27 protein-coding genes are annotated in these 26,187 nt (G+C 68.9%); 14 read left to right on the top strand and 13 right to left on the bottom strand.

Translation table 11 applies throughout. From position 1 onward, the window contains the following. Positions 1–116: 116 nt before the first annotated feature. The 4 genes from EIK80_RS15245 (at position 117) to EIK80_RS15230 (ending at position 5,766) form a co-directional block, all read left to right on the top strand. Positions 117–1,640 (top strand): replicative DNA helicase, encoded by a 1,524-nt coding sequence (locus tag EIK80_RS15245; RefSeq protein WP_125157847.1) that lies wholly within the window; start codon positions 117–119, stop codon positions 1,638–1,640. Between the two features lie 86 nt (positions 1,641–1,726). Further along, positions 1,727–2,413, top strand: coding sequence for a MarC family protein (locus tag EIK80_RS15240; protein WP_125157846.1), 687 nt, complete (start codon positions 1,727–1,729; stop codon positions 2,411–2,413). 39 nt (positions 2,414–2,452) lie between these two features. After that, positions 2,453–3,550 (top strand): alanine racemase, encoded by a 1,098-nt coding sequence (alr, locus tag EIK80_RS15235; RefSeq protein WP_125157845.1) that lies wholly within the window; start codon positions 2,453–2,455, stop codon positions 3,548–3,550. Between the two features lie 38 nt (positions 3,551–3,588). Continuing rightward, on the top strand, positions 3,589–5,766 hold the full coding sequence (locus EIK80_RS15230) for a hypothetical protein (RefSeq protein ID WP_125157844.1): 2,178 nt from the start codon (positions 3,589–3,591) through the stop codon (positions 5,764–5,766). A gap of 10 nt (positions 5,767–5,776) precedes the next feature. Here the strand turns inward: EIK80_RS15230 and EIK80_RS15225 are convergent, their stop codons facing one another. Next, on the bottom strand, positions 5,777–6,400 hold the full coding sequence (locus EIK80_RS15225; RefSeq protein ID WP_125157843.1) for a hypothetical protein: 624 nt from the start codon (positions 6,398–6,400) through the stop codon (positions 5,777–5,779). A 122-nt stretch (positions 6,401–6,522) separates the two neighbouring features. On the opposite strand from EIK80_RS15225, the gene radA reads away from it, so the two are divergent. The 5 genes from radA to EIK80_RS15200 are packed head-to-tail and all read left to right on the top strand — an operon-like array spanning position 6,523 to position 11,826. Beyond that, positions 6,523–7,905, top strand: a complete 1,383-nt coding sequence (gene radA, locus EIK80_RS15220) for a DNA repair protein RadA (RefSeq protein ID WP_125157842.1) — start codon at positions 6,523–6,525, stop codon at positions 7,903–7,905. Beyond that, positions 7,902–8,519, top strand: a complete 618-nt coding sequence (locus EIK80_RS15215) for a CvpA family protein (protein WP_125157841.1) — start codon at positions 7,902–7,904, stop codon at positions 8,517–8,519. The genes radA and EIK80_RS15215 overlap by 4 nt, the downstream gene beginning before the upstream one ends. Next, positions 8,516–10,018, top strand: a complete 1,503-nt coding sequence (purF, locus tag EIK80_RS15210; RefSeq protein ID WP_125157840.1) for an amidophosphoribosyltransferase — start codon at positions 8,516–8,518, stop codon at positions 10,016–10,018. The genes EIK80_RS15215 and purF overlap by 4 nt, the downstream gene beginning before the upstream one ends. A gap of 14 nt (positions 10,019–10,032) precedes the next feature. Further along, the gene (locus EIK80_RS15205) at positions 10,033–11,022 is read left to right on the top strand and encodes a bile acid:sodium symporter family protein (protein ID WP_125157839.1); all 990 of its coding nucleotides are present in this window, start codon (positions 10,033–10,035) and stop codon (positions 11,020–11,022) included. A 48-nt stretch (positions 11,023–11,070) separates the two neighbouring features. Beyond that, complete coding sequence (locus EIK80_RS15200; protein ID WP_125157838.1) at positions 11,071–11,826, top strand: SDR family NAD(P)-dependent oxidoreductase; 756 nt, start codon at positions 11,071–11,073, stop codon at positions 11,824–11,826. A 33-nt stretch (positions 11,827–11,859) separates the two neighbouring features. Here EIK80_RS15200 and EIK80_RS15195 read toward each other — a convergent pair whose 3' ends face one another. The 11 genes from EIK80_RS15195 to EIK80_RS15145 all read right to left on the bottom strand — a co-directional run bounded on the left by EIK80_RS15195 (position 11,860) and on the right by EIK80_RS15145 (position 21,616). Beyond that, complete coding sequence (locus EIK80_RS15195) at positions 11,860–12,960, bottom strand: serine hydrolase (RefSeq protein WP_233586679.1); 1,101 nt, start codon at positions 12,958–12,960, stop codon at positions 11,860–11,862. An 85-nt stretch (positions 12,961–13,045) separates the two neighbouring features. Further along, the gene (der, locus tag EIK80_RS15190) at positions 13,046–14,809 is read right to left on the bottom strand and encodes a ribosome biogenesis GTPase Der (RefSeq protein ID WP_125157836.1); all 1,764 of its coding nucleotides are present in this window, start codon (positions 14,807–14,809) and stop codon (positions 13,046–13,048) included. Between the two features lie 117 nt (positions 14,810–14,926). Further along, the gene (locus tag EIK80_RS15185) at positions 14,927–16,357 is read right to left on the bottom strand and encodes a PQQ-like beta-propeller repeat protein (protein WP_125157835.1); all 1,431 of its coding nucleotides are present in this window, start codon (positions 16,355–16,357) and stop codon (positions 14,927–14,929) included. Beyond that, positions 16,354–17,115, bottom strand: coding sequence for a tetratricopeptide repeat protein (locus EIK80_RS15180; RefSeq protein ID WP_125157834.1), 762 nt, complete (start codon positions 17,113–17,115; stop codon positions 16,354–16,356). Before EIK80_RS15180 ends, EIK80_RS15185 begins: the two co-directional genes overlap by 4 nt. Before the next feature lie 193 nt (positions 17,116–17,308). Next, positions 17,309–18,136 carry a 3-methyl-2-oxobutanoate hydroxymethyltransferase gene (gene panB, locus EIK80_RS15175; RefSeq protein WP_125157833.1) on the bottom strand — a complete coding sequence of 276 codons (828 nt, stop codon included), beginning with the start codon at positions 18,134–18,136 and terminating at the stop codon, positions 17,309–17,311. 125 nt (positions 18,137–18,261) lie between these two features. Beyond that, positions 18,262–18,642: a hypothetical protein gene (locus EIK80_RS15170; protein WP_199743488.1), complete on the bottom strand. Its 381-nt coding sequence runs from the start codon at positions 18,640–18,642 to the stop codon at positions 18,262–18,264. Next, the gene (locus EIK80_RS15165; protein ID WP_125157831.1) at positions 18,635–19,210 is read right to left on the bottom strand and encodes an RNA polymerase sigma factor; all 576 of its coding nucleotides are present in this window, start codon (positions 19,208–19,210) and stop codon (positions 18,635–18,637) included. Before EIK80_RS15165 ends, EIK80_RS15170 begins: the two co-directional genes overlap by 8 nt. A 34-nt stretch (positions 19,211–19,244) precedes the next feature. Next, a complete protein-coding gene (locus tag EIK80_RS15160; protein WP_125157830.1) occupies positions 19,245–19,631 on the bottom strand; it encodes a DUF6249 domain-containing protein in 387 nt (128 codons plus the stop codon). Between the two features lie 230 nt (positions 19,632–19,861). Further along, on the bottom strand, positions 19,862–20,527 hold the full coding sequence (locus EIK80_RS15155; RefSeq protein WP_125157829.1) for an HAD family hydrolase: 666 nt from the start codon (positions 20,525–20,527) through the stop codon (positions 19,862–19,864). Positions 20,528–20,654: 127 nt separating this feature from the next. Next, positions 20,655–21,002 carry an ArsC family reductase gene (locus tag EIK80_RS15150; protein WP_125157828.1) on the bottom strand — a complete coding sequence of 116 codons (348 nt, stop codon included), beginning with the start codon at positions 21,000–21,002 and terminating at the stop codon, positions 20,655–20,657. A gap of 32 nt (positions 21,003–21,034) precedes the next feature. Continuing rightward, the gene (locus tag EIK80_RS15145) at positions 21,035–21,616 is read right to left on the bottom strand and encodes a 2'-5' RNA ligase family protein (protein WP_125157827.1); all 582 of its coding nucleotides are present in this window, start codon (positions 21,614–21,616) and stop codon (positions 21,035–21,037) included. A 127-nt stretch (positions 21,617–21,743) separates the two neighbouring features. Here EIK80_RS15145 and EIK80_RS15140 point away from each other — a divergent pair, with 127 nt between their 5' ends. Genes EIK80_RS15140 through EIK80_RS15120 form a run of 5 tightly spaced genes read left to right on the top strand, consistent with a single transcriptional unit; the run spans position 21,744 to position 25,724 of the window. Then, positions 21,744–22,127 (top strand): BlaI/MecI/CopY family transcriptional regulator, encoded by a 384-nt coding sequence (locus tag EIK80_RS15140; protein WP_125157826.1) that lies wholly within the window; start codon positions 21,744–21,746, stop codon positions 22,125–22,127. Further along, positions 22,117–23,592 carry a M56 family metallopeptidase gene (locus EIK80_RS15135; RefSeq protein ID WP_125157825.1) on the top strand — a complete coding sequence of 492 codons (1,476 nt, stop codon included), beginning with the start codon at positions 22,117–22,119 and terminating at the stop codon, positions 23,590–23,592. The genes EIK80_RS15140 and EIK80_RS15135 overlap by 11 nt, the downstream gene beginning before the upstream one ends. 47 nt (positions 23,593–23,639) lie before the next feature. Continuing rightward, entirely contained in the window at positions 23,640–25,163 is a 1,524-nt protein-coding gene (locus tag EIK80_RS15130; RefSeq protein WP_125157824.1) for an FAD-dependent oxidoreductase, read from the top strand. Further along, on the top strand, positions 25,160–25,489 hold the full coding sequence (locus tag EIK80_RS15125; RefSeq protein WP_125157823.1) for a hypothetical protein: 330 nt from the start codon (positions 25,160–25,162) through the stop codon (positions 25,487–25,489). The genes EIK80_RS15130 and EIK80_RS15125 overlap by 4 nt, the downstream gene beginning before the upstream one ends. 55 nt (positions 25,490–25,544) lie before the next feature. Beyond that, the gene (locus EIK80_RS15120) at positions 25,545–25,724 is read left to right on the top strand and encodes a hypothetical protein (RefSeq protein WP_125157822.1); all 180 of its coding nucleotides are present in this window, start codon (positions 25,545–25,547) and stop codon (positions 25,722–25,724) included. 6 nt (positions 25,725–25,730) lie between these two features. Here EIK80_RS15120 and EIK80_RS15115 read toward each other — a convergent pair whose 3' ends face one another. Next, positions 25,731–26,180: a DUF2147 domain-containing protein gene (locus EIK80_RS15115; RefSeq protein WP_233586662.1), complete on the bottom strand. Its 450-nt coding sequence runs from the start codon at positions 26,178–26,180 to the stop codon at positions 25,731–25,733. Positions 26,181–26,187 lie beyond the last annotated feature (7 nt).

Here is a 26,187-nt window from a genome sequence, read left to right as displayed (position 1 = left end):
TCGGGCGAGCGTCCGTTTCTGACGTAACACGATCAGAACATACACAGAATATCCCCATTCATGTGGAGCCGCGCGGCCATCCGACCCGCGCGTCCAGAGCCCTGTCGCGTTAATATCTGGCGATGTCCCTCGTACCCGCGCTTGATCTTGTTCCTCCCGGCCTTCCCGAGCCCACGATCAACGTGGCGCCGCACAACATGGAGGCCGAGCAAGCGCTGCTGGGCATCCTGCTCTACGACAACGCCGCCTACGAGCGGTTGAGCGACAACCTGCAGGCCCGCTGTTTCTACGAGCCCTTCCACCAGCGGCTGTTCCAGTCGATCGAGACCCACGTCCGCAAGGGCCAGTTGGCCGAGCCGATCCTGCTGGCCGACGAGTTCAAGAAGGATCCGGCGTTCGAGGAGCTGGGCGGCCTGCGCTACCTGGCCGACCTGGTCGACCGCGCCCCGCCGGCGGCCAATGTCGGCGACTACGCCCGGGTGATCTTCGACCTGTCGCTGCGCCGCGAACTGATCCGCATCGGCGGCGACATCGCCACGGCCGCGCAAGGCGGCAACGAGGAAAAGCGCAGCGCCCGCGACCAGATCGAGTCGGCCGAACAGAGCCTCTACAGCCTGGCCGAAAGCGGCGCGGCCTCGTCGGGCTTCGTCAGCTTCGGCGACGCCCTGCGCGGCGCGGTCGAGATGACCGCCGAGGCCTACAGCCGCGACGGCGGCATGTCGGGCGTCGCGACGGACCTGATCGATCTCGACCAGAAGATCGGCGGCCTGCACCCTTCCGACCTCGTGGTCCTGGCCGGCCGCCCCTCAATGGGCAAGACCGCCCTGGCGACCAACATCGCCTTCAACATCGCCAAGAAATACGCCTACGAGATCCAGCCCGACGGCACCAAGAAGACCGTCCAGGGCGGCGTCGTGGCCTTCTACTCGCTGGAAATGAGCGCCGAGCAGCTGGCCCTGCGTATGCTGGCCGACGCCTCGGGCGTGTCGGGCGACCGCCTGCGCAAAGGCGAGATCGACGCCAGCGAGTTCGGCCGGGTTCGCGACGCGGCCATGGAGCTGCAGGAAGCGCCGCTTTATATCGACGCCACCGGCGGCATCTCGATCGCCAAGCTGACCGCCCGCGCCCGTCGCCTGAAGCGCCAGGTCGGCCTCGACCTGGTCGTGGTCGACTACCTTCAGCTCGTCACCGGCTCGGACCTCGGCGCCAACGCCAACCGGGTGCAGGAAGTCTCGCAGATCACCATGGGCCTCAAGGCCCTGGCCAAGGAACTGGCCTGCCCGGTCATCGCCCTCTCACAGCTGTCGCGTCAGGTGGAAGCCCGCGACGACAAGCGGCCCCAGCTCTCCGACCTTCGGGAATCGGGCTCGATCGAGCAGGACGCCGACATGGTCTGGTTCGTGTATCGCGAGGCCTATTACGTGGGCCGCGCCGAGCCGCGCGAGGGCACGCCCGAGCACCTGACCTGGCAGGAAGAGATGGACCGCCTGCACGGTCTGGCCGAGGTCATCATCGCCAAGCAACGTCACGGCCCCATCGGCACCGTGCGCCTGTCGTTCAACAGCGACACCACCCGCTTCGGCAACCTGGCCAAGGACCACTACTTCGCCCAGGCGCGGAACATTCCGTCGGACGAGTAGGCGCGTTCAGCACCTGGGGCGTTTGACTAGACCCGCCCCTCTAAGCCACCGTCCCCACCTCGCCTTCCCCTGTTCCGACGAGTCACATGGACTTCAGCCCCCTGCCCACGTCCAGCCTGGTCGGCGCCTTCCTGCTGGCGTTTCCGGCGCTGTTCTCGATCGTCAATCCGGTCGGGGCCTCGCTGATCTTCGACCAGGCGATGGCGGGCCGGGATCGGTCCGAGCGGCTGCGACTGGCGCGACTGATCGGCTTGTACGCCTTCCTGGTGCTGCTGGGGTCGCTGCTGCTGGGCGGCTATATCCTCAACTTCTTCGGCGTCAGCCTGGGCGCGCTGCGGGTGGCCGGCGGCCTCGTCGTGGCGATCCGCGCCTGGGGCCTGCTGATGGACCCGCAGGAGCACGAGGACCGCAAGACCAGCCAGACCGAGCCGGCCCAAAGCCACGAAGACGTGGCGTTCTTCCCGCTGACCATGCCGTTCACCACCGGCCCCGGCTCGATCTCGGTGGCTATCGCCCTGTCGTCCCAGCGTCCGACCGAGGGCAGCGGCGTGGCGCCCTTCTTCATCGGCGCCAGCCTGGCCGCGGCCCTGGTGGCGATCCTGGTCTGGCTGCTCTACAGCGCTTCGGGCCGGGTCATGCGGCTGCTGGGCCCCGGCGGCGCGCGGGTGCTGTCGCGGCTGGTGGCGTTCCTGCTGCTGTGCATCGGCGTGCAGATCATCGCCTCGGGCGCGGAGAACCTGGTGGCGCGGTTCCTGGCCACTCATCACGGTTAAGGCGTTGAACCGCCCGCCCGCGTCCGGTACGTCGGCCTCGTGACCGACCTCACCGACACACGCATCACCATCGACCTCGACGCCCTGGCCGCCAACCACGCGGCCTTGCGCGCGCGCGCCGGCGGGGCCGAGGTGGCGCCAGCGGTCAAGGCCGACGCCTATGGCCTGGGCGCGGCCCAGGTCGCCGACCGCCTGTGGGCCGAAGGCGCGCGGAGCTTCTATGTCGCCCGCCTGTCCGAGGGCGTGGCCCTGCGCCAGGCGCTGGGCGGCCGCGAGGCGACCATCCACGTGCTGGACGGCGTCACGCCAGGCTCCGGCGACACGCTGGAGGGCGCGAAGCTGACGCCCGTGCTCAACAGCCTGCCCCAGGTCGAGGCCTGGAACGCCCAGGCCCGCGCGGGTCGGCTGAAGGCCGCCCTGCACGTTGACACCGGCATGAACCGCCTGGGCCTGCGCCCGGAAGAGCTGAAGGTGCTGGTCGGCGCCGTCGACCGCCTCAAGCGCGTCGAGATCGACCTCGTCGTCAGCCACCTGGCCTGCGCCGACGAACCGACCCATCCGCTGAACGCCATCCAGCTGCAACGCTTCCAGGAGGCCGTCGCCCTGCTGCCGAACGCCCGGCGCAGCCTGGCCGCCTCGGCGGGCCTGTTCCTGGGCGCGGCCTATGGCTTCGATCAGGCGCGGCCGGGCATCAGCCTCTACGGCGGCGGGCCGGAGGGGCGTCCGCATCCGGAGATCCGCGCCGTCGCGACGGTCGAGGCGCCGATCCTGCAGGTCCGCGTCGTGCCGCGCGGCGAGAGCATCGGCTACGGCGCCGGCTGGACGGCCAGCCAGACAACCCGTGTCGCCATCGTCGCCGCCGGCTATGCGGACGGGATTCCACGCGCCGCCTACCCGCGCGGCGCGGTGTGGTTCGACGGTGCGCGCCGGCCGATGCTGGGCCGCGTCTCCATGGATCTGATCGCCATCGACATCACCGACTGCGACGCCGCCCGGCCCGGCGCCATGGTCGAACTGTTCGGTCCGAACCTGCCTGTCGACGACGCGGCCGAGGCCGCCGGCACATCGGCCTACGAACGCCTGACGCGATTGACGCTCCGCGCGACGCGCCGCTATGTGGGGCTGCGGGGCGGGTAAGGCTCAGCCTGCAATAGAGTTTCGCCCGGGGGCGCGTGATGTCGGAGCTGTACGAAGAAGCCAAGCGCGCCTTGCAGACAGCCGCGCGCCAGGAGGCCGGCTGGCGCTGGGTCGCCCTGGCCGTCGTGGTCGCCGCCATCGGCCTGTTCCACCACCTGATCGGCTTCAAGCTGGTCGGCGCCCACGCCGACTTCTGGCGCGCGCCGCACAACGACATGGCCACCATGCTGGCCGGGCAGGAGGCGGTGTTTCGCCAGGCCTGGCGCTTCCCGCTGGTCGTCACCGACCGCCTGCTGTCCCCGGCCCTGCTGTCGACCGTCTATACGGACAGCATCCCCTGGATGACGGTGGCCCTGAAGGCGACGGGCCTGTGGCGTTGGCTGAACGGCCTGGGCCTGTTCTTCCTGATCTCCTACATCCTGCAGCCGGTGGCGATGATCACCCTGCTACGAGCGCTGGGCGTGCGCCAGGTCGTGCTGCTGGCCGCCGGCGCCCTGCTGGCCCTGCTGACGCCCGCCTTCCTGATGCGCCATGGCCACGTGGCCCTGAGCGGACACTGGGTGGTGATCTTCGCCCTAGCCGCGGCGGTCGACAGCATCCGCCACGGCCTGACCTTGCGTCGCGCCGGCGTCTTCGCCGGCCTGGCGGCGCTGGCCATGGGCGTGCACGCCTATCACCTGCCGCCGATCGGCTTCTGCTTCGCCGCCGCCATGGCCTCGGAGATCGCCCAGAAGCGTCCAAAGGCCTGGCTGAACTGCGCCAAGGCGTCGGCGATGGTGCTGCTGGGCATGGCCCTCACCGCCCTCGTGCTGGGCTATGGCGTCGGCCAGGGCGCCGGCGGCGGCAAGAGCCCGATCATCGGCTACTACTCGATGAACATCCTGGGCCCGATCCTGCCCCAGGGCTCGGCTCTGTTCGGGCAGACCTTCGAGGGCGGCTGGTTCAAGCAGACCCTGGACCCCAATGGCGGACAGTGGTTCGAGGGCTACAACTATCTGGGCGCGGGCGTCCTCTTCACCATCGCCGCCGGAATCTTCCTGTCGGTGCGACACGGCTGGCTGCCGACGCCGGTTCGCGACTGGAGCCGCCGCTGGCTGCCGCTGACCCTGGCCATGGTCGTGCTGACCCTCTGGGCCATCGGGCCCAACCCGTACCTCGCCCAGCGCCTGCTGTTCACCGGTCCGAAGCTGTCGGGCGTGTTCGAGTGGCTGAGCCTGTTCCGCGCCCACGGCCGCCTGTTCTGGGCCGCCGGCTATCTGCTGACCGCCGTGTCGATCGCGCAGATCGGCCGCTACGCCCGCCCCGTCACCCTGCTGGCGATCGCCGCGATCGCCGTCGGCCTGCAATGGGGCGACAGCCACGAGATGAGGGCCGGCGTGCGCCACACCTTCAGCGAGGGCGCGCCGTCTTACCACCCGGTCGACCTCGAGAAGTCGACGGTGCTGCACAATCGGCCCTGGGTGTTCGCGCCGACCTATTTCTGCGCCAACAACGTCATCGATCAGATGGAGATCTCGCAGCTGACACTTGCGGCGGTGCGCACCGGCGGTACGTCGAACAGCGCCTCGACGGCCCGCGACCAGGGCATCGCGTGCCAGACGCCGGAAGACCTGTTCAAGGTCGCCGCGCCGAGCGATCCGCGCATCACCGTGGTCATGGAGGAAAGCGCCGGCGCCGAATACGGCCGCTTCACCCAGCGCACCGACTGCCGCCGCTTCCTGCGCGGTCTGATCTGCGGCCAGGGGCTGGACAAGGTTCCGGGCCTGACCGAGATCGCGCCCTATGTTCCGAACGGCAGCCGCGTGCTGGCGCAGGTCAATTTCGACCAGGGTGTCAGTCCGCCGGAGCTGATCTCGGGCTGGTCGGCCGCCGATCCCAAGGGGATCTGGTCCAATGGCCCGCATTCGGTGATGGCGATCAATGTCCCCGACATCACGGCCGGCGCGCCGCTGATCGTCGAACTGCACGCCATGAGCTTCAACAAGCCGCCCGAGGTGATGCAGAAGATCGAGGTGTCGGTGAAGGGCCGCAAGCTGGTCACCTGGAACGTCGAAAAGGCCAACTGGCGTCCCTACCGGGTCAGCGTCCCCGCGGACCTGATCAAGCCTGGCGAGCCGCTGACGCTGGAGTATGCGATCGGCGCCCCGATGCCCTCGACCCCGGAAGACCCGCGCAGCATCGGCCTGGGCGTCGAGAAGGTGATCATCAGCCAGTAGGCGTCGCGCGCTACGGGACGGCCAGGGCCCGCAGCCGCGCGGCGTTGACCGTCTCGACGGCCGCCTTCAGCACGGCCGCGCTGTCGGCGGCGCCGTCGGCCGCGATGCTGTAGCGGTCGGCGGCGACCACGGCGTAGCGGCCGGACTTGGCGGTGTCGTCCCACTGCTCGGTGACGGTGCGACCACCGGCCGTGGTGACGGTCTCGTAGCCTGTGGCCGTCCGCCGGGTGCTGTGCGCGCCGACCGCGCTGTCGCTGGCCCCGACCGAACCGATCGCGCCCAGGTCCACGACCTCCAGCGTGAAAGCCGCGCCATCCTTGACGTAGCGGGCGCTGACCTTGGTCATGCCCGGCTCGGTCCCGGCCTGGCTCCGGACATCGGTGCGCGCGAAGCCGCCGACCGTGGCCGGCAGCAAGGCCGGCAGGCTGGCCGGCGCCAGGGGCTTGGTTCCCTTCACCGCCGCCGTCTCGGCGCGGGCGGAGTCCTTTTGCAGTTGGCCGACGGTGACCTCGCCGCCATTGACCTCGACGCGCGTGGAGGCGTCAGGGTCCTTGGGCTGGGCGCGACCACAAGCCGCCAAGGCCGCCAGGGCGGCCGTCGCCAGGATCGCCGCGCGCCAGGTCTTGTTCCGCATCGTCTCGCTCCTCGACAGTCGCCCCCGTTCAAACGCATCGGCCCACAGCTTGGCTGCGTCCGGCTTTGGCGCAGAGCCTCGTCAACCTGTAGTCTCCCGCTATCCGAGAATCAGGAGACCTCATGGCCCGCGACGGCGCCGTCTACGCCTGCCAGTCCTGCGGCGCGGTCCAGACCAAGTGGTCCGGACAATGCCCAGCCTGCCAGAGCTGGAACACCCTGGTCGAGGAAATCGGCGCCAAGCCGCCCGGCGCCCTGTCGTCGACCAAGGCCACCCGCGTGCGTGGCCTGCAGTTCACGGGCCTGCAAAGCGATACCGCCCCGCCTCCGCGCATCATGACGGGCGTCGACGAGTTCGACCGGGTCTGCGGCGGCGGCGTGGTGCCCGGCTCGGCCATCCTGATCGGCGGCGACCCGGGCGTCGGCAAGTCGACCCTGCTGCTGCAGGTCTGCGCCAGCGCCGCGCTACGCGGCGTCTCCTGCGCCTACATCTCGGGCGAAGAAGCCGTCGAGCAGATCCGCGGCCGCGCCGACCGGATGGGCCTGGCCCAGGCCAATGTCAGCCTGGCGGCCGAAACCTCGCTGCGCGACATCCTGGACGGTCTGAAGCGCGACAATTTCGACCTGGTGGTCATCGACTCGATCCAGACGATGTGGAGCGACGCCCACGAGGCTGGGCCCGGCACGGTCACCCAGGTCCGCGCCTGCGCCACCGAGCTGGTGCGCCTGGCCAAGAAGAAGGGCGTGGCGATCCTGCTGGTCGGCCATGTGACCAAGGACGGCCAGATCGCCGGCCCGCGCGTGGTCGAGCACCTTGTCGACGCGGTCCTGGCCTTCGAAGGCGAGCGTGGCTATCCGTTCCGCATCCTGCGTGGGGCCAAGAACCGTTTTGGGGCCACCGACGAGATCGGTGTCTTCGAGATGGGCGATGTCGGTCTGCGCGAGGTCAAGAACCCCTCGGCCCTGTTCCTCAACGAGGGCGGCGAACGTTCGGCCGGCGCGGCGGTGTTCGCCGGCATCGAGGGCTCGCGGCCCGTTCTGGTGGAGTTCCAGGCCCTGGTCGCGCCTTCCGCGTACGGGACGCCCCGCCGCGCCGTGGTCGGATGGGACTCCGGACGCCTCGCCATGGTTTTGGCGATCCTGGAATCCCGATGCGGCCTTGGTTTTGGCGACAAGGACGTCTATCTGAACGTCGCTGGCGGCATCCGGATCACGGAGCCGGCGGCGGATCTCGCCGCGGCGGCCGCCCTGGCCTCCTCCGCCCTGGACGTCGCCCTGCCCCAGGACTGCGTCGTGTTCGGCGAGCTCAGCCTGTCGGGTGAAGTACGGCCCGTCAGCCGGATGGAGACGCGTTTGAAGGAAGCCGCGAAACTGGGATTTGGCCGGGCGCTCGGACCGCTCTCCGGCCTCCCCGAAGGCGGCGGAGCCTTGCCGGTCGCGGGCGTCGCCCGCGTCGCGGACGCCGTCCGCCGGATCGGCGACGAGATCTGGAGCAGCCTGACGTGACGCCGTTCGACATCATCGCCGGGCTGCTGCTGCTGGTCTCCGGCGTCACCGGCTGGGTGCGCGGCGCCTCGCGCGAGCTGACCTCGGCCCTGTCGTTCATCATCGCCGCCGCCATCTCGCTGTTTGGCCTGCGCGTTTCCGGGCCGATCTTCCGCAGCCTCATGGACCCGGACTGGGCCGCCACGGCCGCCGCGATCGTGGTGGTGTTCGTCGTTTTCTTCCTGATCATCCGGCTGATCGGCGGCCAGCTGACCGCCAGCCTGCACGAGACCTCGGCCGGAACCCTGGACCGCGCGGTCGGCGCGACCTTCGGGGTGATCCGGGCCGTGGTTATCCTTGGCGTCTTCAACCTGCTGCTGCACCTGGCGACGCCGCCGGACCGCATGCCGCATTGGGTTCAGGATTCGATATTCTATCCCTTGTCCCAGGCCAGCGGCGCGGTGCTCAAGGTCTTCGCCCCGAAGGGCAAGGCCCTGGCCGGCAAGCTGGCCCCCGCGATCAAGGAAGCCGTCCATGAGGGCGGCGACAATACGTCCGGCGAGAACTCGTCGGATAAAGGCTATGATGATGACCAGCGTCGGAAGCTCGACGACCTGGTGGAGAAATCGCGATGACCTTCCTGGGCCAATCGACCGACCGCTATTCCTCGTCGCCGTGGCGGGATCCCGAGGATGACACCCCGCGCCTGGAGTGCGGCGTGTTCGGCGTGTTCGGCGTCCGTGACGCGGCGGCCATCGCGGCGCTGGGCCTGCACGCCCTGCAGCACCGCGGCCAGGAGGCCTGCGGCATCGCCGCCTTCGACGGCAACCGCTTCCATACCGAACGCCATATGGGCCATGTCGGCGACGCCTTCACCGGGGCCGACCTCGTCCAGCGCCTGCCGGGCGCCCTGGCCATCGGCCACACCCGCTATTCAACCGCCGGCGGCAGCGGCATCCGCAACGTCCAGCCGATGTTCGCCGATCTCGAGACCGGCGGCGTGGCCATCGCCCACAACGGCAACCTGACCAACTTCCTGACCCTGCGCGAGCGCCTGGTGCAGGAAGGCGCGATCTTCCAGTCGACGTCCGACTCGGAAGTGATCCTCCATCTGATCGCCCGCTCGCGGAAGGCCAAGATCGTCGACCGCTTCATCGACGCTGTCGGCCAGATCGAGGGCGGCTACGCCCTGGTGGCCATCACCAACAAGAAGATGATCGGCCTGCGCGACCCGCTGGGCATCCGCCCGCTGGTGCTGGGCGACCTGGACGGCAAGCCGGTCCTGGCCTCGGAAACCTGCGCGCTGGACATGATCGGCGCCCGCTTCGTCCGCGACATCGAGCACGGCGAGATGGTGGTGATCGAGGAGACCGGTATCACCTCGACCAAGCCCTTCCAGACCCAGGCCGCGCGCCCCTGCGTGTTCGAATATGTCTATTTCGCCCGCCCCGACAGCGTCGTGAACGGCCGCTCGGTCTATGGCGTGCGCAAGCGCATGGGCCGCAACCTCGCGAAGGAAACCGGCGTCGAGGCCGACGTCGTGGTCCCGGTGCCCGACTCGGGCGTGCCGGCAGCGCTGGGCTACGCCCAGGAAAGCGGCATCCCGTTCGAGATGGGCATCATCCGCAACCACTATGTGGGCCGCACCTTCATCCAGCCGACCCAGGGCGTCCGCGAGCTGGGCGTCCGCATGAAGCACAGCCCCAACCGCGCCATCCTGGCCGGCAAGCGCGTGGTGCTGATCGACGACTCGATCGTGCGCGGCACCACCTCGCTGAAGATCGTCCGCATGGTCCGCGAGGCCGGCGCGAAGGAGGTCCACCTCCGCTCCGCCAGCCCGCCGATCAAGTGGCCCGATTTCTATGGCATCGACATGCCGGAACGCGAACAGCTGCTGGCGGCCAACAAGTCGCTGGAAGAGATGGCCAAGTTCCTGGAAGTCGACTCGCTGGGCTTCCTGTCCGTCGAGGGCCTCTACGACGCCCTGGAAGCCGGTCCGCGCGATCCGGCCGCCCCGCAATTCACCGACCACTACTTCACCGGCGACTATCCGACCCGCCTGACGGACCGCGAGATCGCCGAGGGCCGCAACGAGACCAACGACAAGCAGCTGTCGCTGCTGGTCAGCGCCTAAGCCCGTCCGACCCGATGAGCCTGAAGAGCGTTCTCGAGAAGCTGAAGCTCGAGCCGTATGTCCTCGCCCTGTTCGGCATGGTCGTGCTGGCCTCGATCCTGCCGGTGCGCGGCGAGACGGCGCATGGGCTGAACATCGTCGTCAAGCTGGCCATCGCCCTGCTGTTCTTCCTGCACGGCGCCAAGCTGTCGCGCGACAACGTGGTGGCGGGTCTGACGCACTGGCGTCTGCACCTGCTGATCCTGGCCTTCACCTTCGTGATGTTCCCGATCCTGGGCCTGCTGACCAGCAAGCTTGGCTTGCTGCCGCCGACCCTGGCGGCGGGCGTCCTGTTCCTCTGCTGCCTGCCCTCCACCGTGCAGTCGTCGATCGCCTTCACCTCGATCGCACGCGGCAATATCGCCGCCGCCGTCGTGGCGGCCAGCGCCTCCAACCTGTTCGGCATCTTCATCACCCCGGTTCTGGTCGGCTTGCTGATGCACACCCAGGGCGGGGCGGCGGACGGCTGGAAGTCGGTGCGGGACATCGTCGTCCAGCTGCTGCTGCCGTTCATCGCCGGCCAGTTGGCCCGACCGCTGGTCGCCGAATGGATCGGGCGCCACAAGTCGCTGATCGGCTATGTCGATCGCGGCTCGATCCTGCTGGTCGTCTACGCCGCCTTCAGCGAGGCCGTGGTCGGCGGCATCTGGCACAAGATCTCGCCGCTGCAGCTGGCGACCCTGCTGGCCGTGTGCGGCGCGCTGCTGGCCGTCGTGCTGGCCGCCACCACCTTCGGGGCGCGGGCGCTGGGCTTCTCGCCCGAGGACGAGAAGGCCATCACCTTCTGTGGCTCCAAGAAGAGCCTGGCCACCGGCGTGCCGATGGCGGGCATCCTGTTCCCCGGCCCGACCGCGGGGATCATCGTCCTGCCCCTGATGATCTTCCACCAGATCCAGCTGATGGCCTGCTCGGTCATCGCCCAGCACTACGCGCGCAAGGCGGCCGAACAGGAGATGGAAGCTTAAGGGCTTGCCCCGGTTTCCGTCCGCCCTTCCCTGTTCTAGAACCCGCCCATGACTTCCGACTCCCAAAAGCCGCTGGCCGGCCGCATCGCCCTCGTCACCGGCGCCACGCGCGGCATCGGCGGGGCGGTCGCCCTGGGCCTAGCCCAGGCCGGCGCCCACGTGATCGCGGTGGGCCGCACACAAGGCGCCCTCGAGGCCCTGGACGACGCCATCCTGGAGGCCACCGGCGAGCGCGCCACCCTGGTCCCGCTGGACCTGCGCGAGCCCGACGGCCTGGACCATCTCGGCGCGGCCATCCACCAGCGCTGGGGCAAGCTCGACATCCTGGTCGGCGCGGCCGGCCTGCTGGGTCCGCTTACGCCGGTGAGCCACCTGGAGCCCAAGGGCTGGGACATGATCCTGTCCACCAACCTGACGGCCAACTGGCGCCTGATCCGCGCCATGGACCCGCTGCTGCGCGCCTCGGACGCCGGCCGGGCCCTGTTCTTCTCCAGCAGCGTCGCCAAGACCCGGCCGGCCTTCTGGGGCGCTTACGCGGCCACCAAGGCGGCCCTGGAGGCCATCGTCGACGTCTATGCCGACGAGATGGAGAACACCGCCGTCCGCGCCCTGTGCGTCGATCCCGGCGCCATGCGCACCCGGATGCGCTCCGGCGCGTTCCCGGGCGAGGATCCCCAGACCGTTCCGGCGCCCGAGACCATCGTCCCGTTCGTCATCGACCTGGTGCGCCCGGACCGCCAGCCGCCCAAGGGCGTGGCCCGCTTCAAGGATCGCGGCCAGGAAGCGCCCAGCATCGACGCCTAGGGCCCGAGCCCCGCAGGGCGCACGGGAAGCCTTCTAACGGCGAAGCTGCTTTAGCAGCAGGTTCGCCGTGGCCGTCGCCGAGCCGTCTCCGGTCACGGCGGCGGCCACGACCGCCTTGTCCCTGACCGAATACGCCACGACGGCGCTCGCGCCCGGCGCGCCACCCAGATGGCCCAGCCACAGACTTTTCGAGCCGTCGGCCTCTGGAACCTCGATGACCATCGCGCCCAGGCCGTAGAAGCTGCCGGCGTCGAACATCGGATAGAGCTGGCCGAACATCGCCGTCAGCGTCTCCTGCTTCAGCAGCTTGCCGCCCAGCAGCGCCGCCCACACCCGGGCCATGTCCTCGGCCGAGCCCACGGCGCCGCCCGCTGCGCCGGCCCAGGCGGGCTCGATCGGGGTTTCCTTGGCCGAAACCAGCTTGGCGACGTCCTCGGCCCTGTCGCCGTAGGCCAACATCCGCAGCGACTTCAGGCCCAGCGGCTTGACGATCCGCGCCTCGACGGCGGCCTGCCACGTCTGACCATCGACCGTCTCGATCACCTTGCCCAGCAGGGCGTAGCCGGTGTTGGAATAGCGCCAGCGCTCGCCGGGACACGACATGGCGCCATGGCGGGCGATGATCTTCACATCCTCGTCCAGAGTGTGGGCGCGGTGCTCGGCGCGGGCCTTGAGATCCTCGTTGGCGCTGAACAGGCCGCCGGTGTGGGCCAGCAGGTCGCGGAGAGTCACCACGTCGCCGTTGGGCGCGCCGGCCACGTACTTCGAGATCGGATCTTCCAGCTTGAGCTTGCCGGCCTCGGCCAGCTGCAGGACGACGATGGCGACCAGGCTCTTGCCCGCGCTGGCCCAGAACAGCATCGGCGGCTGCTCACCGCTGTCGGTGCGACTCCAGCCGCCCCTGCCGGGGATCAGCACGGCGGTGGTCATGGCCGGCGCCTTGGTCGCGGCCTTGGCCTGGACGAACGCCGCCTCCAACCGCGCGACTGTTTCCGGATCGAGCTCAGCCTTGGGGACCTCGGCTAGCAGCGGCGGCGCGACGGCCGGATGCAGCGGCGGGCCGGCATAGCTCACCGCGCTGGTGCAGACCACGGGCTTGTAGTCGGCCGCCGACGCCGCCACAGGCAGCGCCATCACGATCAAAGCCAGTCCCAAGCCTCGCATCGCCGTCCTTCCACGTTCAGCCCCCAAGGCTGAACGCGTATGGCGAAGTTTAGGCTCAGCGCCCCTTCGGCTTGCCGGGCCCGGTGTTGCCCCGCACGGTGCGCGCGCCGGACACCGGACGCTTGGGTCCCGCCGCCTTGCCGCCGGCCGACTTGGCGCCGACCTTGTAGCTGGGCGCGGTCGAGACCTTCTTCTGGACCTTGGGGCCCAGCTTCTTGACCGACTTGACCGCGGCCTTGCCCGGTTCGGCGGCCGCGGCGCTCTCGACGGACGGCGAGGCCTTGGCGGCGGCGGGCGGCTTCTTCTTGACCGGCTTGGCCTCGCGGGGGTCGGGCAGGCCCGCCTCGATCGCGGCCTTGGCGGCGGCTTCGTCGGCCAGGCGCTTGGACTTCTTGACCGTGTTGCGGGAGGCGCGGATGCGTTCCTCCTCGCGCTCGCGGCGTTCGAACTCGCGCTTGCCCCGGCCGCTGTGGCCCTTGGCCTCGCCGTCGGCATAGGGGTTGGCGCCCGACTTGATGGTGATGCGCAGCGGCACCCCCGGCAGGTCGAAGCTCTCACGCAAGGAATTGATCAGATAGCGCCGATAGTGGTCGGGCATCTGGTCGGCGCGGCTGGAGAACAGCACGAAGGTCGGCGGACGGGCCTTGGTCTGGGCCATGTACTTGGGCTTCACACGGCGGCCGCTGACGGCGGGCGGCGGGTGGCGCTGCATGGCCATCTGCAGCCAGTCGTTCAGGTCGCGCGTCTTGACCTTGGTCGACCAGTCCTTGTGGATCTTCAGCACGGCCGGCATCAGCTTGTTGACCCCGCTGCCGGTCTCGCCCGACAGCGCCACCACCGGCGCGCCGCGCACCTGGGGCAGCATGCGCTCGGCGTGCTCGCGGAAGGCGGCCAGGGTCGCGGCCTGGTCCTCGACCAGGTCCCACTTGGCCAGCACGAACACCAGGGCCCGCCCTTCCCGCTCGGTCAGGTCGGCGATCTGCAGGTCCTGGATCTCAAAGGGGTGGGTGGCGTCCATCACCAGCACCACGACCTCGGCGAAGGTGATGGCGCGGATGGTGTCCTGGGTGGAGAGCTTCTCCAGCTTCTCCTGGACCTTGGCCTTCTTGCGCAGGCCGGCGGTGTCGACCAGGCGGACCTTCTTGTCGCCCCAGATCCAGTCGACCGAGATCGAGTCGCGGGTGATGCCGGCCTCGGGTCCGGTCAGCAGCCGCTGCTCGCCGATCAGGCGGTTGATCAGGGTGGACTTGCCGGCGTTCGGACGGCCGACGATGGCCAGCCGGATCGGCTTGTCCTCGTCATCCTCGTCGTCGGAATACTGGTCCTCGGGAACGGCTTCCAGCATGGCGGCGTACAGCTCGGCCATGCCCTCGCCGTGCTCGCCCGAGATCGGGATCGGCTCGCCCAGGCCCAGCTTGTAGGCCTCGCCGATGCCCGACTGGCCGGCTTTGCCCTCGGCCTTGTTGGCGGCGATGATCACCGGCTTGCCGCGACGGCGCAGCAGGGCGGCGAACACCTCGTCCAGCGGCGTAACGCCTTCGCGGGCGTCGTAGATGAACAGCGAGAGGTCGGCTTCCTCGATCGCCAGTTCGGTCTGGGCGCGCATGCGGGCTTCCAGGCTCTCGTCGGCGACGTCCTCGAAGCCGGCGGTGTCGATCAGTTGCAGGTCGAGGTCGCCCAGGCGGCCGTCGGCGTAGCGACGGTCGCGGGTCACCCCCGGCTGGTCGTCGACGATGGCCAGCTTCTTGCCGGCCAGACGGTTGAACAGCGTGGACTTGCCCACATTGGGGCGGCCGACGATGGCGAGTTTCAAAGGCATAGGCGTCCAGTAGTCGATTTTGCGCCTTCTCGCAAAAGCAACGGCCCGGGACGGCTTTCACCGCCCCGGGCCCGAAGGCGCTTTGATTGTCTTTTCGGCTCCGGCTGGAGCCGAAAGTCAGCGGATGGCGATCAGTTCCGCGTCGTCCGTGACGAGGTAGATCATGTCGCCGACCGCGATCGGATTGATCAGCACCGAGGCGCCGACCTTGAGCGTCTTTTCCTTGGCGCCGGTCTTGGCGTTCAGGGCGACCGCCTCGCCGGCGCTGGACACCGTGATCAGGCGGCCATTGGCCAGGATCGGCGTCGACCACAGGATCGGGTGCTTGGCGCGCTTCTTCTTCTGCTTCTTGGACAGGGCCTCGGTGTTGTTGAGGTCCTGGATCCAGTAGACTGAGCCGTTCTCCCGCGAAACGCAGATCACCTGGCCGGCCTTGTCGACGACATAGACCACGTCGCCGGCGGCCCACGGGGTGGTGATGGCGGTGACCGGCAGGCTCCAGCGGGCCTGGCCCGAGCGCAGGTCGGTGGCGGCGAAAACGCCCGAGTGGCTGACGGCGAAGACGTCGCCCTTGTAGATCACCGGGCGGCCCGGAATGTCGCGGATTTCCGACAGCGCGTTGGTGCGGCTGGCGCGGCTGAGGGCCTCGCTCCACAGGTCGTTGCCGTTGGTCGCGCGCAGGGCCACCAGTTCGCCCGAGGCGAAGCCGGCCACAACGGTGTCGCCGCTGACGGCGGGGGTGGAGGCGGCCAGGATGCGGGCCGGTTCGCTGAGCGCCTGGTAGGTCCAGCCCGGCGCGCCGGTCGCGGCGTCGAAGGTCAGCAGTTCGTTGTCGGTCGAGACCACGAACAGGCGGCCGTCGGCGACGGTCGGCGCGGCGTGGATCGGGGTCGCGGACTGTTGCGTCCAGTTCACGGCGCCCGAAGCGGCGTCGATCTGGGCCACGAAGCGGAAGCCCGACGCGACATAGAGCTTGTTGTCGGCGCCGATGGCCAGGCCGCCTCCGAAGCCCGTGCGGTCGTTCTTCTTGGGCAGCAGCCCCATGAAGCCGGCCTTCTTGATCGAACCGGCGGCCGGACGCATGTCCCTGCGCCAGATCTGCGAGCCCGACTTGGCGTCGATCGCCACGACGTCGGCCTCGCCGTCCATCACGAAGATGCGGCCCTCGGCCGAGACCGGCGGCGCGGTGACGTGGAAGGTCTTGCCGCTCTTCTTTCCGAAGCCCCGCTTCCAGGCGATCTGGAAGTCCTTGCCGGCGTTGACGTGCTCGATCGACTGTTCGGCGTTGCCGCCCGGCAGTCGCCATTCGGTCTGGACGACCGGCTCGGGCAGGAAGAAGTCGGCGCCCTTCAGCGCCTCGTTGGCCTCGACCTTCTGGTCAAAGGCGATGATCGAGATGCGCTGTCCCTGGCTGGCCGTGGACTTGTTCTTGTCCTTGCCGTGGAACGGATTGAGTTTCGAAACCGTCGAGCAGCCGGTGACGGCCATGGACGCCGACATCAGCGCGACCAGGGCGACGGAACGCTTGGAGATCATCAGGCGGCTCATTGGGCGTTAGGGGCGGCTTGCGGAGCGAGACCCGCGGGCAGTTGGCTGATCGGCGGCGTCGGCGGCAGGGCGGCGGCGGCCTTCACGGCGGCGGCCAGGTCCTTGGCGGTGCCCGAGTCGATCAGCTGCATGGCCGCCTGAGCGCGCTGACGCACCTCTTCGGAGGTGCTGGTGTCCAGCGAATTGGCCAGGATCACGAAATCTCCCCGCGCGCCCTTGAGGTCGCCGGCCTGCAGCTTGGCGAAGGCCAGGGCTTCCTTGGCGTACACGCGGTACGGACTCTTTTCCCCCGCCAACGGCGTCAACCTCGACTCAAGATCCTTGTAGGGAGCCGTGTCCATCAGGGCGAAGGCGGATTTGAGGCGGGCCAGATCGCCCAGCAAGGCGTTCGGCGCGGCCTTGGCGGCCTCGTCGAAATAGCCGACCGCCTCCTTGGTCTTGTTTTCTTCCAGGCGGATGTCGCCCATCTGCAGCAGGGCCAGGGCCTTATACCCCGCCGCGCCGCCATCGGCGACGGTCTTGAACTGGCTGAAGGCGGCCGCCGGCCCCTGCTTCTGGGCGGTTTCCAGCGCGGCCTGATAGCCTTCCGAGGCCTTGTTGGCCTGGGTCGTCTGGTACGAGGTCCAGCCCCAGTAGCCGCCGACGCCGATCACCACGGCCGCCACCGCCGCCGCCACCAACGGCAGCGATTTCACCGCCAGCGTACGATAGCGCTCCGAGCGAAGCTGTTCTTCGACTTCGTCAAAAACATCGACCACGAAACGAGGCTCCGAAACAGGCGCTAACCCAGGCACGCCGCCCGCACTGGGGCGACGCCGCTGGGTTGAAGACAGATTGTGGCGGGCGGAGGGCCGCTCACCGAGGCGGCGAACCTATAGCGTGCCGCGCCGGGCCGCAACGCCCGCTGGAACGGCGATCTCGATCGTCGCTCCAGGCTCGCCGCGAAAGCGCCTAGGACTTCTTGGCGTAATAGGTCTCGGCGTCGCCCGGGAAGCTGCGATCCCTCACGTCACGGGCGAATTCGGCGGCGGCGCGCTCGATCTCGCCCTTGAGGTCGGCGTAGCGGCGGACGAACTTCGGGGTCCAGTCGAACAGGCCCAGCATGTCGTCGACGACCAGCACCTGGCCATCGCAGCCGGCCGAGGCGCCGATGCCGATGGTGGGGACAGATACCGCTTCGGTCACCTCGCGGGCCAGGCTCTCGGCCACGCCCTCGACGACGATCGCGAAGGCGCCGGCCTCCGCCGTCAGACGGGCCTCCTCCAGCACCTTGGCGCGGCCGGCCTCGTCCTTGCCCTTGGCCTTGAAGCCGCCTTCCAGCAGCACGGCCTGGGGGCGCAGGCCGACATGGCCCATGACCGGCACGCCGCGCTGGGTCAGGTAGGCGATGGTCGCCGGCACGGTCAGGCCGCTCTCGACCTTCACGGCCTGGGCGCCGGTTTCCTTCATGATCCGCACGGCGTTGGCATAGGCCTCTTCGTGCGAGTTCTCGTAGGAGCCGAACGGCATGTCGACCACGACCATGGCCTTCTTGGAGCCCCGCATGACCGCTTGGCCGTGCAGGATCATCATGTCGAGGGTCACGCCGACGGTGTTGGGCAGGCCGTGGACCACCATGCCCAGCGAATCTCCCACCAGCAGCAGGTCGCAGGCATCGTCGAGCGCGGCGGCGACCGGGGCGGTGTAGGCCGTCAGGCAGACGATGGGCACGCCGCCCTTGCGGGCGGTGATGTCGGGGGCGGCCAGACGGCGGACCGTCTCTTCACGATGGGCGGACACGGCGAGCGCTCCCTAAGCGGCGTTTTTTGAGGCGCCGTTTGTGGGCCGGATCGCGCCGCGCCGCAACATGAACGGCGATAACACCGTCAAGGCGGCGCGGCGCGACGGACCTTCAGCCCGTGGCGTCAGAAGTCCTCGACCGCGCGAGTCACGAAGAACGCCAGCGCCACCACCGCCAGACCCGCGGCCAGCCAGACCGCTTCGGCGCTGGACGGAGTCGTCAGCACCGCGTTGAACTTGGCCACGCTAGCGCTGATCTCGTTCTCCAGCGTGTGGCTGCCATTCTTAGACAGCTGCGCGACCTCGTTGGAAAAGCGCGTCGACAGCAGCTGGAAGGCCGCAACCAGACCCGCCGCGCCGCCCGCCACGGCGATGAACATGCGCCGCATCGCCCAGCCGCGGTCCAGCTTGGCCGCGACCTCGGCGTTGAACAGAGCCGCGTCGGGAAACGACGGCGGCTCGGCGAACATGCGGCTCAGTTGGGCTTCGAAATCGGGTTCAGCCATGCGCTTCCCTCCTCGCCCCTTCCTCTGGCCGGGCGAGCTTCGCCCGGAGTTTATCCAAACCACGTTTGACATGGGATTTGACCGTGCCGATCGGGATATTCAAGGCCTCGGCCGCTTCGGCGTGAGACCAGTCGGCGCCGTAGCACAGGGAAACGCAAAGGCGCTCCCCGCGTGACAGCGACTTCAGGGCCTCGTCGAGGTCGATGCGGCTGGCCGCGTCCTTCGACGCGTCGCGCACCATGACATCCTCGACCGGCTCGACGGTGTCGGAGAAGATCAGCCGCGCCTCGCGCTTGACCTTCTTCAGGTAGAGCCGCGCGGCGATCTTCTTGATCCAGGCCCCGAAGGTCCCTTCCCCGCGAAACTCGGCCACCTGTTCGAAACCGGTCATGAAGGCGTCCTGGGCCAGGTCGTCGGCGGTGGCCGAGTCGGCGCCCATGCGTCTCAAGAGACCCCGGACGGCCGAGCCGTGCCTGCGCACCAGCTCCCCATAGGCCCGTCGGTCGCCCGCCGCCGCTTGCGCGGCGAGCTCGACATCGTGGCCAGTTGGTGGGCGTTCCATGCCCATTGGATCAAGCCCCTCCCAAGGCTCGCGAGCCGTCCTAGACTCGCTCTTCCTTGTTGGGATTGAAGAAGCTGAGGACGATGAAGGCCACGCCGATCACGACCGGGATGCATGCGAAGCCGAAGCCGTCGAAGTCGTTTCCGCCGTGGATGAAGTCGCCGAAGTAGGTGGCGCCGGCGATGCCGATGCCGACGGCCAGCCAGATCACCCCGGTGCGCAGGTCGCGCAGGCGGGTCGGCGGGGTCTTCACACTGCGGCTCATGGCCTCGATCACCTCGGGCGGGACCGGCTGGCCCTTTTCGATGGCCACGCGCAGGGTGCGCTGCATCTCGCGACGCTCGCGGCTTCTGAAGTAGAACGGCAGGCAGACGATGGCGACGATCATGGCGAAGGCGCCGATCGGAACGATGATTTCAGGACCCATTTTAAATCCTCCAACGAGTTGTTTGGACGACGCCCCCGCGCCGCCTTCACTAGTAAGAGGCGTTCACGGTCCCGTTTGGAGGCGCCCGCCGGGATGAAACTTTCGTAAGGCCGACAAAAGCCAGGACGCTACTGGATCGGCGGTCCAAGGCTGCGCCACACCGAAGGGCCGCCGACCATCAGGATCGCCGCGACGAAAACCCCAAGAGGCGCGGCAGGCGCCCTCGAAGGTTAGTCGCCGCCGAGCGCCGGTCTGGATGCGCCGACGTACGAAATAATTTCGGACATCGTGGCGAACGACACCGTGGGCCGGTGCTCGGCCAGGATCGAGGGCTTGGCGTAGCCCCAGCCGACGGCGCCGCAATCCAGCCCCACCGCCCGGGCGGCCTCGATGTCGCGGGTCTCGTCGCCGATGCAGATGATCTTGTCGCGCGCCACGCCGCGGCGGGTGACCTGCTTGAACTTGCGGGCCTTGCCGAACAGCGAGGCCCCGCAGGCGTAGAGACTGATCAGCTCGCCCAGCTCCTCGCCCAGCACGCGGCGGATCACCGCCTCGCTGTTGGAACTGACCACCGCGATCTTCACGCCGGCCGCGTGCAGGGCGCGCAACATGCGGGCCGTCTCGGGAAACAGTGGGATCGTATGGGCGTCGGCGGCCATCAGCTTCTTGCCGGCCCGAGCGATGAGCGGCAGCTTCCAGGGCGAAACGCCCAGATAGCGGATGACCTCGCGGGTGCTGCGGCCGCGCAGCATCTCGATCTCCTCGTCGGTGACGGTCTTGAAGCCGTACCGGCGCGCCATCGGATTGACAGCCCGCATCATCCAGGCCGCGCTGTCGGCCAGCGTGCCGTCGAAATCGAAGATGACCAGTTCGTACCGCGAGACAGCGTCCCCCACGCGTCCAAAACCCCCTCATGGCCCGCGACGACGCGGAACCTTCCGTCCAGTGATAGACCGATCCCCGGGAAGTTGTCGTCCTAAACTTCGCTCACGACGCGAGAGACAGCATCGGTGATCGGGCGGCTCAGACCATGGCGGCTTCATAGATCTCCGGCTTGAAGCCAACGATGCGGCGGTCACCCAGGTCCAGAATGGGCCGCTTGATCATCGACGGCTGGGCCAGCATCAGGGCGACGGCCTTGTCGGCGTCCAGGTTCTGGCGATCGACCTCGGCCAGCTTGCGGAAGGTTGTGCCGGCGCGATTGAGGATCGTCTCCCAGCCGTGCTCCTGGACCCAACCCTCCAGCGTCGCGCGATCGACACCGGCCGTCTTGTAGTCGTGGAAGTCATAGGCCTGGCCGCGCGCCTCCAGCCATTTGCGCGCCTTGGCGACCGTGTCGCAGTTCTTGATGCCGTACATCGTCGGGGTCATGGCCGGGTCTCCTGGCGCGAATCCCCTTGATCCTAGCCGGTCAGGTCCCAGGCCTGGAGCACGATGTGCTGGGTCTGGCCCAGCTTGCTCTGCACCAGCACGAAGCGATCGACCGTCCAGCGGATCGGGGCGATGGCCTGGGCCGGGACCACCTGGCCGTCGTAGAGCAGCGTAATGTGGGGCGTGAAGCTGCTGTCTGGCTTCAACCTGACCCACGCCATCGCCTCGCCAAGCGCCTTCTGAAACGCGATCAGCTCATGCACGCCCTCGCCGCCCTGCAGCGTGAAGGGATTATTGCCCGGCCGGTTGGCGAAGCTGACGGCCTGATCGAACGCGACCTCGAAGGGCGCGGCCTTCAGAGCCGCCCCGGCGTCCTTGCCTTTCGCCACGATGTCATTGGGCAGGCCCACATAGTCGCCCAGGTGATGCAGGGTGATGTGGAAGCGGTCTGTCAGCAGCGGCTGGCCGCGCAGGCCAAGCGCCTCCTTCAGCCGGCGCGCCTCGGCGGCGATCCGCTCGGCGGTCGCCGGGTCGGGATACAGCAGAAACATCAGCCGGTCGGTCGGCGTCGGCGGGTCGAAGCCCGGCAGGCCCATCTGCAATGTCTCGGCCATCCGGCGCCTCCTGTCTCGCCGCCAGGATTAGGCCGCTTCGGCTTTGCATCCAACCATCGCATTACAATTCGTTTACACGCGTAATCGTTGGCTTGACTGGAACGTTTACGTGCGTAATCGTTAGGACATGGATACGAACCCGCAACGCATCAGCGCCGCCGAGAGCGAAGTCATGAAGGTGCTCTGGGCCGACAGCCCCAAGCCCGCCGAGGACGTCCTGGCCATCCTGGCCAAGGACCACGGTTGGGCCGAAGGCACGGTGAAGACCTTGCTGAACCGCCTGTTGAAGAAGGGCGCGATCGCCGCCGACAAGGACGGCCGCCGCTTCCTCTACCGTCCGCTGGTCGGCCGCGAGGACTACGTGGATTCCGAGAGCCAGGGCCTGCTGGACCGCCTGTTCGACGGCCGCCTGGCGCCGCTCGTCAGCCACTTCTCCAAGCGCGAGAAACTGAACCCCGAGGACATCGCGGAACTGCGCCGCCTGCTGGACAAGATCGACGATGACCAGTGACCTGATCCTCTTCCTGGCCAAGGCCAACCTGGCCCTAGCGGCGGCCGTGCTGCTGGCGCTGGCCCTGCGCAAGCCGGTCCGCGCCGCGTTCGGGGCCCGCAGCGCCTATGCGCTTTGGCTGGTCATACCGCTGTCGATCCTGGCCCTGCTGATCCCGGCCCGCACCGTCGTCCTGCCCGCACCCGTCGTCGCCGGAACGGCCGTCGCGACCGCCAGGGCGGAGGCGCCGTCGCGGCCCACGACCGCGCCGTCTTCGCCGTCCGCCCCAAACCAAGTCCGCGCCCTGCCGATCACCGAGATCGTGTTGGGCCTCTGGGGTCTCGTCGCCGTGGCCAGCCTGATCGTCCAGGCCGAACGCCAGCGCCGCTTCGTCCGGTCGCTGGGCCGGCTCAGCGTCACCGACGACACCAGCCTGTTGCTCGCCGAGCGCCCCGGCGTCGGTCCTGCCGTGATCGGAGCCCTGGCCCCGTGCGTGGTGCTGCCCGCTGACTTCGCCGAGCGCTTCACGCCCGAGGAGCAGGCCTTGATCCTGGCCCACGAGCGCAACCACCTGGCCGTCGGCGACGCGCAGATCAACGCCGTGGTCACCGGCCTGCGGTGCCTGTTCTGGTTCAACCCGTTCATCCATCTGGGCGCGGCCGTGCTGCGGATCGATCAGGAAATCGCCTGCGACGCCGCCGTGCTGGCGCGTCACCCCAAGACCCGCCGCGCCTATGGCGAAGCCATGCTGAAGACCCAGTTGGCCGCCTTCGCCCCGCCGCTGGGCTGCCATTGGCCCGCCTCGGCCAACAACCAACTGAAGGAGCGCTTCACCTTGCTTAGCCGTCACCATGCCCATCGCGGCCGCCACCTGGCCGGCGCGGCCGCCGTCGCGATCCTGAGCCTCTCGGCCGGCGTCGCCGCCTGGGCCGCCCAACCCGCGCAGGTCGTCCAGCAGCCCCCCGCCCGCGCCAAGTCCGCCGCCGCTCGCCACCTGGGCCAGCCGCTGTTCGAGGCCGTCCGCGCCAGAGACATCGGCGCCGTGCGGGAACTGATCGCCCTGGGGGCCGACGCGAACACGGTGCTGCCCGGCGACGGTTCACCGCTGATCGAGGCCGCGCGCCGGGGCCGCATGGACATCGTCCAGGCCCTGCTGGCGGCCGGCGCGGATCCGAACCTGGCCGTGCGCGGCGACGGCGCCCCGCTGATCCAGGCCTCGCTGTCGGGTCACCTCGATATCGTCCAGGCCCTGGTCGAGCGCGGCGCGAACGTTGAGATCTTCGTTCCCGGCGACGAGACTCCGCTGATCAACGCCGCCCAGGCCGGAAGCCTGCCCATCGTCGCCTACCTGGTCGAGCACGGCGCCGACGTGAACCGCGCGGTCCAAGCCAATCCGGGCGAGATGCGATCGCCGCTCGGCCAGGCCCGCAGGAACGGCCACGGCGCCGTCGTCGACTATCTGAAGAGCCGGGGCGCGCGGTCCTAAGGGACCGCCCCGCACTTTCCCCAATAAAATCAGCGAGTTTTTCAACGATGGCGATCATCGACGCCCGGACTTTGCCTGACGCCAGCCGGATCGAGGCCGATCTCGTGATCATCGGCGGCGGTCTGGCTGGCATCACCCTGGCCAAGGAGCTGGCTGGCGGCCCGCTGAAGGTCGCCATCCTCGAAAGCGGCGGCCTCGAGATCGACATGGAGAACCAGGCCCTCTACGCCGGCTCCGGCGTCCAGAAAGCCCCCGGCAATCCCGATCGACCGTTCGACACCTATCCGGCTCAGTCACGCGTCCGGGCCCTGGGCGGCTCTGGCCACGTCTGGGGCGGCAAGTGCGGACCACTGGACCCCGCCGACTTCGCCGAGCGGTCCTGGATCCCCTACAGCGGCTGGCCGGTCACCCGCGCGCAGATGCACGCCTATTACGACCGGGCCTGCGACCTGCTGGAGATCCCGCGGTTCCCGCTGGAGATGCCCAAACCGACCGAACCGGACCGCCAGCCCCTGGCGCTGGACCCGGCGGACGGCTTCTTCCCGGCCCCGCGCGTGTTCTCGAAGCTCTCGGGCGGTGGCGACAAGGCGGCCTTCGACGCCTGGCGCACGAAGTTCGCCGACGCCCCGAACATCACTGTCTATCTCCATGCCAACGTCGTGAAGATCCGCCGACAAGGCGCTGAAATCACTGGCCTGGACGTCGCCTGCTTGAAAGGTTCGCGCCACACCGCCACGGCCAGGCGCTACGTCCTGGCGACCGGCGGGATCGAGAATGTCCGCCTGCTGCTGGCCTCCGACGATCTGGGCAACGGCCACGACCTGGTCGGGCGGTTCTTCCAGGGCCACGTCACCTATTCGAACGACGGCGACGCCGAGACCGAAGGCTCGGTCGTCGCCGTCACGCGCACGGCGCCGCTGGAGCTCTATGCGCCGACCAAGCGGCTGTCGCCCCACTGCGTGATCGGCTCGGGCCTGAAGGCCCAGGCGCGGATGAAGACCGGCAATTTCACCGCCACGCTCTACAAGGCCACGCCCTCCGGGGCCGACACCAAGGTCGGCGCCGACACGCAGGCGATCCGTCGGACCAGCGGCCGCATCGCCGGCCAGGACGAGGCCCAACTGCTGGGCTACTTCGCCATGACCGAGCACTTTCCCAATCCCGACAGCCGCGTGACCCTGGACCCCGAGCACAAGGATCCTTTGGGCATGCCGCGCGTGCGCCTGACCTGGACCTATGGCGAGAAGGACTATGCCGACCTGGAGCGGTCGGTGGCGGGCCTGGCCGACGCGTTCGGCGCCTCTGGCCAGGGGCGACTGTGCTGGTCGATCCCGCGCGACAAGTTGCTGGCGACCTCCAGCGCCTCGCGCCACCACATGGGAACGACACGGATGCACACTGATCCGAGCAAGGGCGTGGTCGACGCCGATCTGCGTCTGCATGAGGCCAGGAACCTCTATGTCGCCGGCAGCTCGGTCTTCCCGACCTCCGGCATCGTCAACCCGACCCTGACCATCCTGGCGCTGTGCATGCGGCTGGCCGACCACCTGAAAAGCGAGACTGCACAATGACCAGCCGCCGCGACCTCCTGGCCGCCCTGGTGGCGCTTGCCGCCACACCGGCCATGGCCCGCTCCGCCACACCCGACGTCGTCGCCGGCCTCGACGCCGCCGCCGTGCAGCGGATCGGCAAGGCCTGGCGCGAACTGCATCCGAACGTCACTGCCGCCGTGCTGGCCAAGCGCCTGTTCCCGGCCGGACGCGGTCTCGCCGCCCTGCCCCGGCTGCGCGATCAGGCCGCCGCCGATTTCCGCAAGGGCGCGGTTTTCACCTATCGCGGTTGGCGGCTGTCGGACACCGAGGGGGCGCTGCTGGCGCTGCTCTCGTTCGAAGCTTAGCCCCAGGAACTCGAGCGAGCATGGCCGGTTAGGTCCTCAGCAGAGGAGTTTCGCCATGCCCCAGGGCGACAAGAGCAAGTACACGGACAAGCAGGAACGCAAGGCCGATCACATCGCCGAAGGCTACGAGGCCAAGGGCGTCTCGGACAAGGAAGCCGAGCGCCGCGCCTGGGCCACGGTCAACAAGCAGGACGGCGGCGGCAAGAAACCCGGCGGCTCGGGTCGCCACGCCTGAGCCGGATCAGGACGCCTTGGCCATACCGGCGTTGGCGGTGTCCACCCGCGTCCAGGTCTGCGACTTGCAGAGGAAGTTGGGCAGCAGACAGCCCTTGGCCTTCAGCGAGGCGCGGTCCAGCAGCTTGACCTGGCCCGAAAAGGTCATGTCCAGGTCAGGCACATAGACCCGTCCCTTCCACTCGTTGGGATCCGACGCGGAAAAGTCACGCAGCAGCTGCATGCCGACCAGGTCCTGGTTTTTCTTCTTCTTCACGTCGGCGCGCGCGTTGTCATTGGCCCAGACGACAACCCCGCAGGTGCGGCCCTCGCAAGGCTTGATCTCGATATGGACGCTGCCCTTGGGATTACGCCAGACGCCGTAGATGTCCCCCGGACGCGGCGCGGCGCCGGTCTGCGCGAGGGCGGCTCCGCCCCCGGCCCACAGCGCTAACGCCACAGCCAGTCCACGCGACATGCTTCGG

The sequence above is a fragment of the Caulobacter sp. 602-1 genome, from assembly GCF_003931565.1.
Lineage (GTDB): Bacteria > Pseudomonadota > Alphaproteobacteria > Caulobacterales > Caulobacteraceae > Caulobacter.
This window is presented reverse-complemented; position numbering and strand designations above follow the sequence as displayed.

What these genes read in the sequence shown, in the direction of transcription:
- EIK80_RS15130 (WP_125157824.1), top strand. Translation starts at nt 23,640, where the DNA reads ATGGCGATCATCGACGCCCGGACTTTGCCTGACGCCAGCCGGATCGAG.
- EIK80_RS15140 (WP_125157826.1), top strand. Translation starts at nt 21,744, where the DNA reads ATGGATACGAACCCGCAACGCATCAGCGCCGCCGAGAGCGAAGTCATG.
- EIK80_RS15115 (WP_233586662.1), bottom strand. Translation starts at nt 26,180, where the DNA reads ATGTCGCGTGGACTGGCTGTGGCGTTAGCGCTGTGGGCCGGGGGCGGA.
- EIK80_RS15150 (WP_125157828.1), bottom strand. Translation starts at nt 21,002, where the DNA reads ATGACCCCGACGATGTACGGCATCAAGAACTGCGACACGGTCGCCAAG.
- EIK80_RS15225 (WP_125157843.1), bottom strand. Translation starts at nt 6,400, where the DNA reads ATGCGGAACAAGACCTGGCGCGCGGCGATCCTGGCGACGGCCGCCCTG.
- EIK80_RS15200 (WP_125157838.1), top strand. Translation starts at nt 11,071, where the DNA reads ATGACTTCCGACTCCCAAAAGCCGCTGGCCGGCCGCATCGCCCTCGTC.
- EIK80_RS15120 (WP_125157822.1), top strand. Translation starts at nt 25,545, where the DNA reads ATGCCCCAGGGCGACAAGAGCAAGTACACGGACAAGCAGGAACGCAAG.
- der (WP_125157836.1), bottom strand. Translation starts at nt 14,809, where the DNA reads ATGCCTTTGAAACTCGCCATCGTCGGCCGCCCCAATGTGGGCAAGTCC.
- EIK80_RS15125 (WP_125157823.1), top strand. Translation starts at nt 25,160, where the DNA reads ATGACCAGCCGCCGCGACCTCCTGGCCGCCCTGGTGGCGCTTGCCGCC.
- EIK80_RS15170 (WP_199743488.1), bottom strand. Translation starts at nt 18,642, where the DNA reads ATGGCTGAACCCGATTTCGAAGCCCAACTGAGCCGCATGTTCGCCGAG.
- EIK80_RS15165 (WP_125157831.1), bottom strand. Translation starts at nt 19,210, where the DNA reads ATGGGCATGGAACGCCCACCAACTGGCCACGATGTCGAGCTCGCCGCG.
- EIK80_RS15230 (WP_125157844.1), top strand. Translation starts at nt 3,589, where the DNA reads ATGTCGGAGCTGTACGAAGAAGCCAAGCGCGCCTTGCAGACAGCCGCG.
- EIK80_RS15185 (WP_125157835.1), bottom strand. Translation starts at nt 16,357, where the DNA reads ATGAGCCGCCTGATGATCTCCAAGCGTTCCGTCGCCCTGGTCGCGCTG.
- radA (WP_125157842.1), top strand. Translation starts at nt 6,523, where the DNA reads ATGGCCCGCGACGGCGCCGTCTACGCCTGCCAGTCCTGCGGCGCGGTC.
- EIK80_RS15205 (WP_125157839.1), top strand. Translation starts at nt 10,033, where the DNA reads ATGAGCCTGAAGAGCGTTCTCGAGAAGCTGAAGCTCGAGCCGTATGTC.
- EIK80_RS15135 (WP_125157825.1), top strand. Translation starts at nt 22,117, where the DNA reads ATGACCAGTGACCTGATCCTCTTCCTGGCCAAGGCCAACCTGGCCCTA.
- EIK80_RS15145 (WP_125157827.1), bottom strand. Translation starts at nt 21,616, where the DNA reads ATGGCCGAGACATTGCAGATGGGCCTGCCGGGCTTCGACCCGCCGACG.
- EIK80_RS15240 (WP_125157846.1), top strand. Translation starts at nt 1,727, where the DNA reads ATGGACTTCAGCCCCCTGCCCACGTCCAGCCTGGTCGGCGCCTTCCTG.
- EIK80_RS15195 (WP_233586679.1), bottom strand. Translation starts at nt 12,960, where the DNA reads ATGGCGCTGCCTGTGGCGGCGTCGGCGGCCGACTACAAGCCCGTGGTC.
- purF (WP_125157840.1), top strand. Translation starts at nt 8,516, where the DNA reads ATGACCTTCCTGGGCCAATCGACCGACCGCTATTCCTCGTCGCCGTGG.
- EIK80_RS15160 (WP_125157830.1), bottom strand. Translation starts at nt 19,631, where the DNA reads ATGGGTCCTGAAATCATCGTTCCGATCGGCGCCTTCGCCATGATCGTC.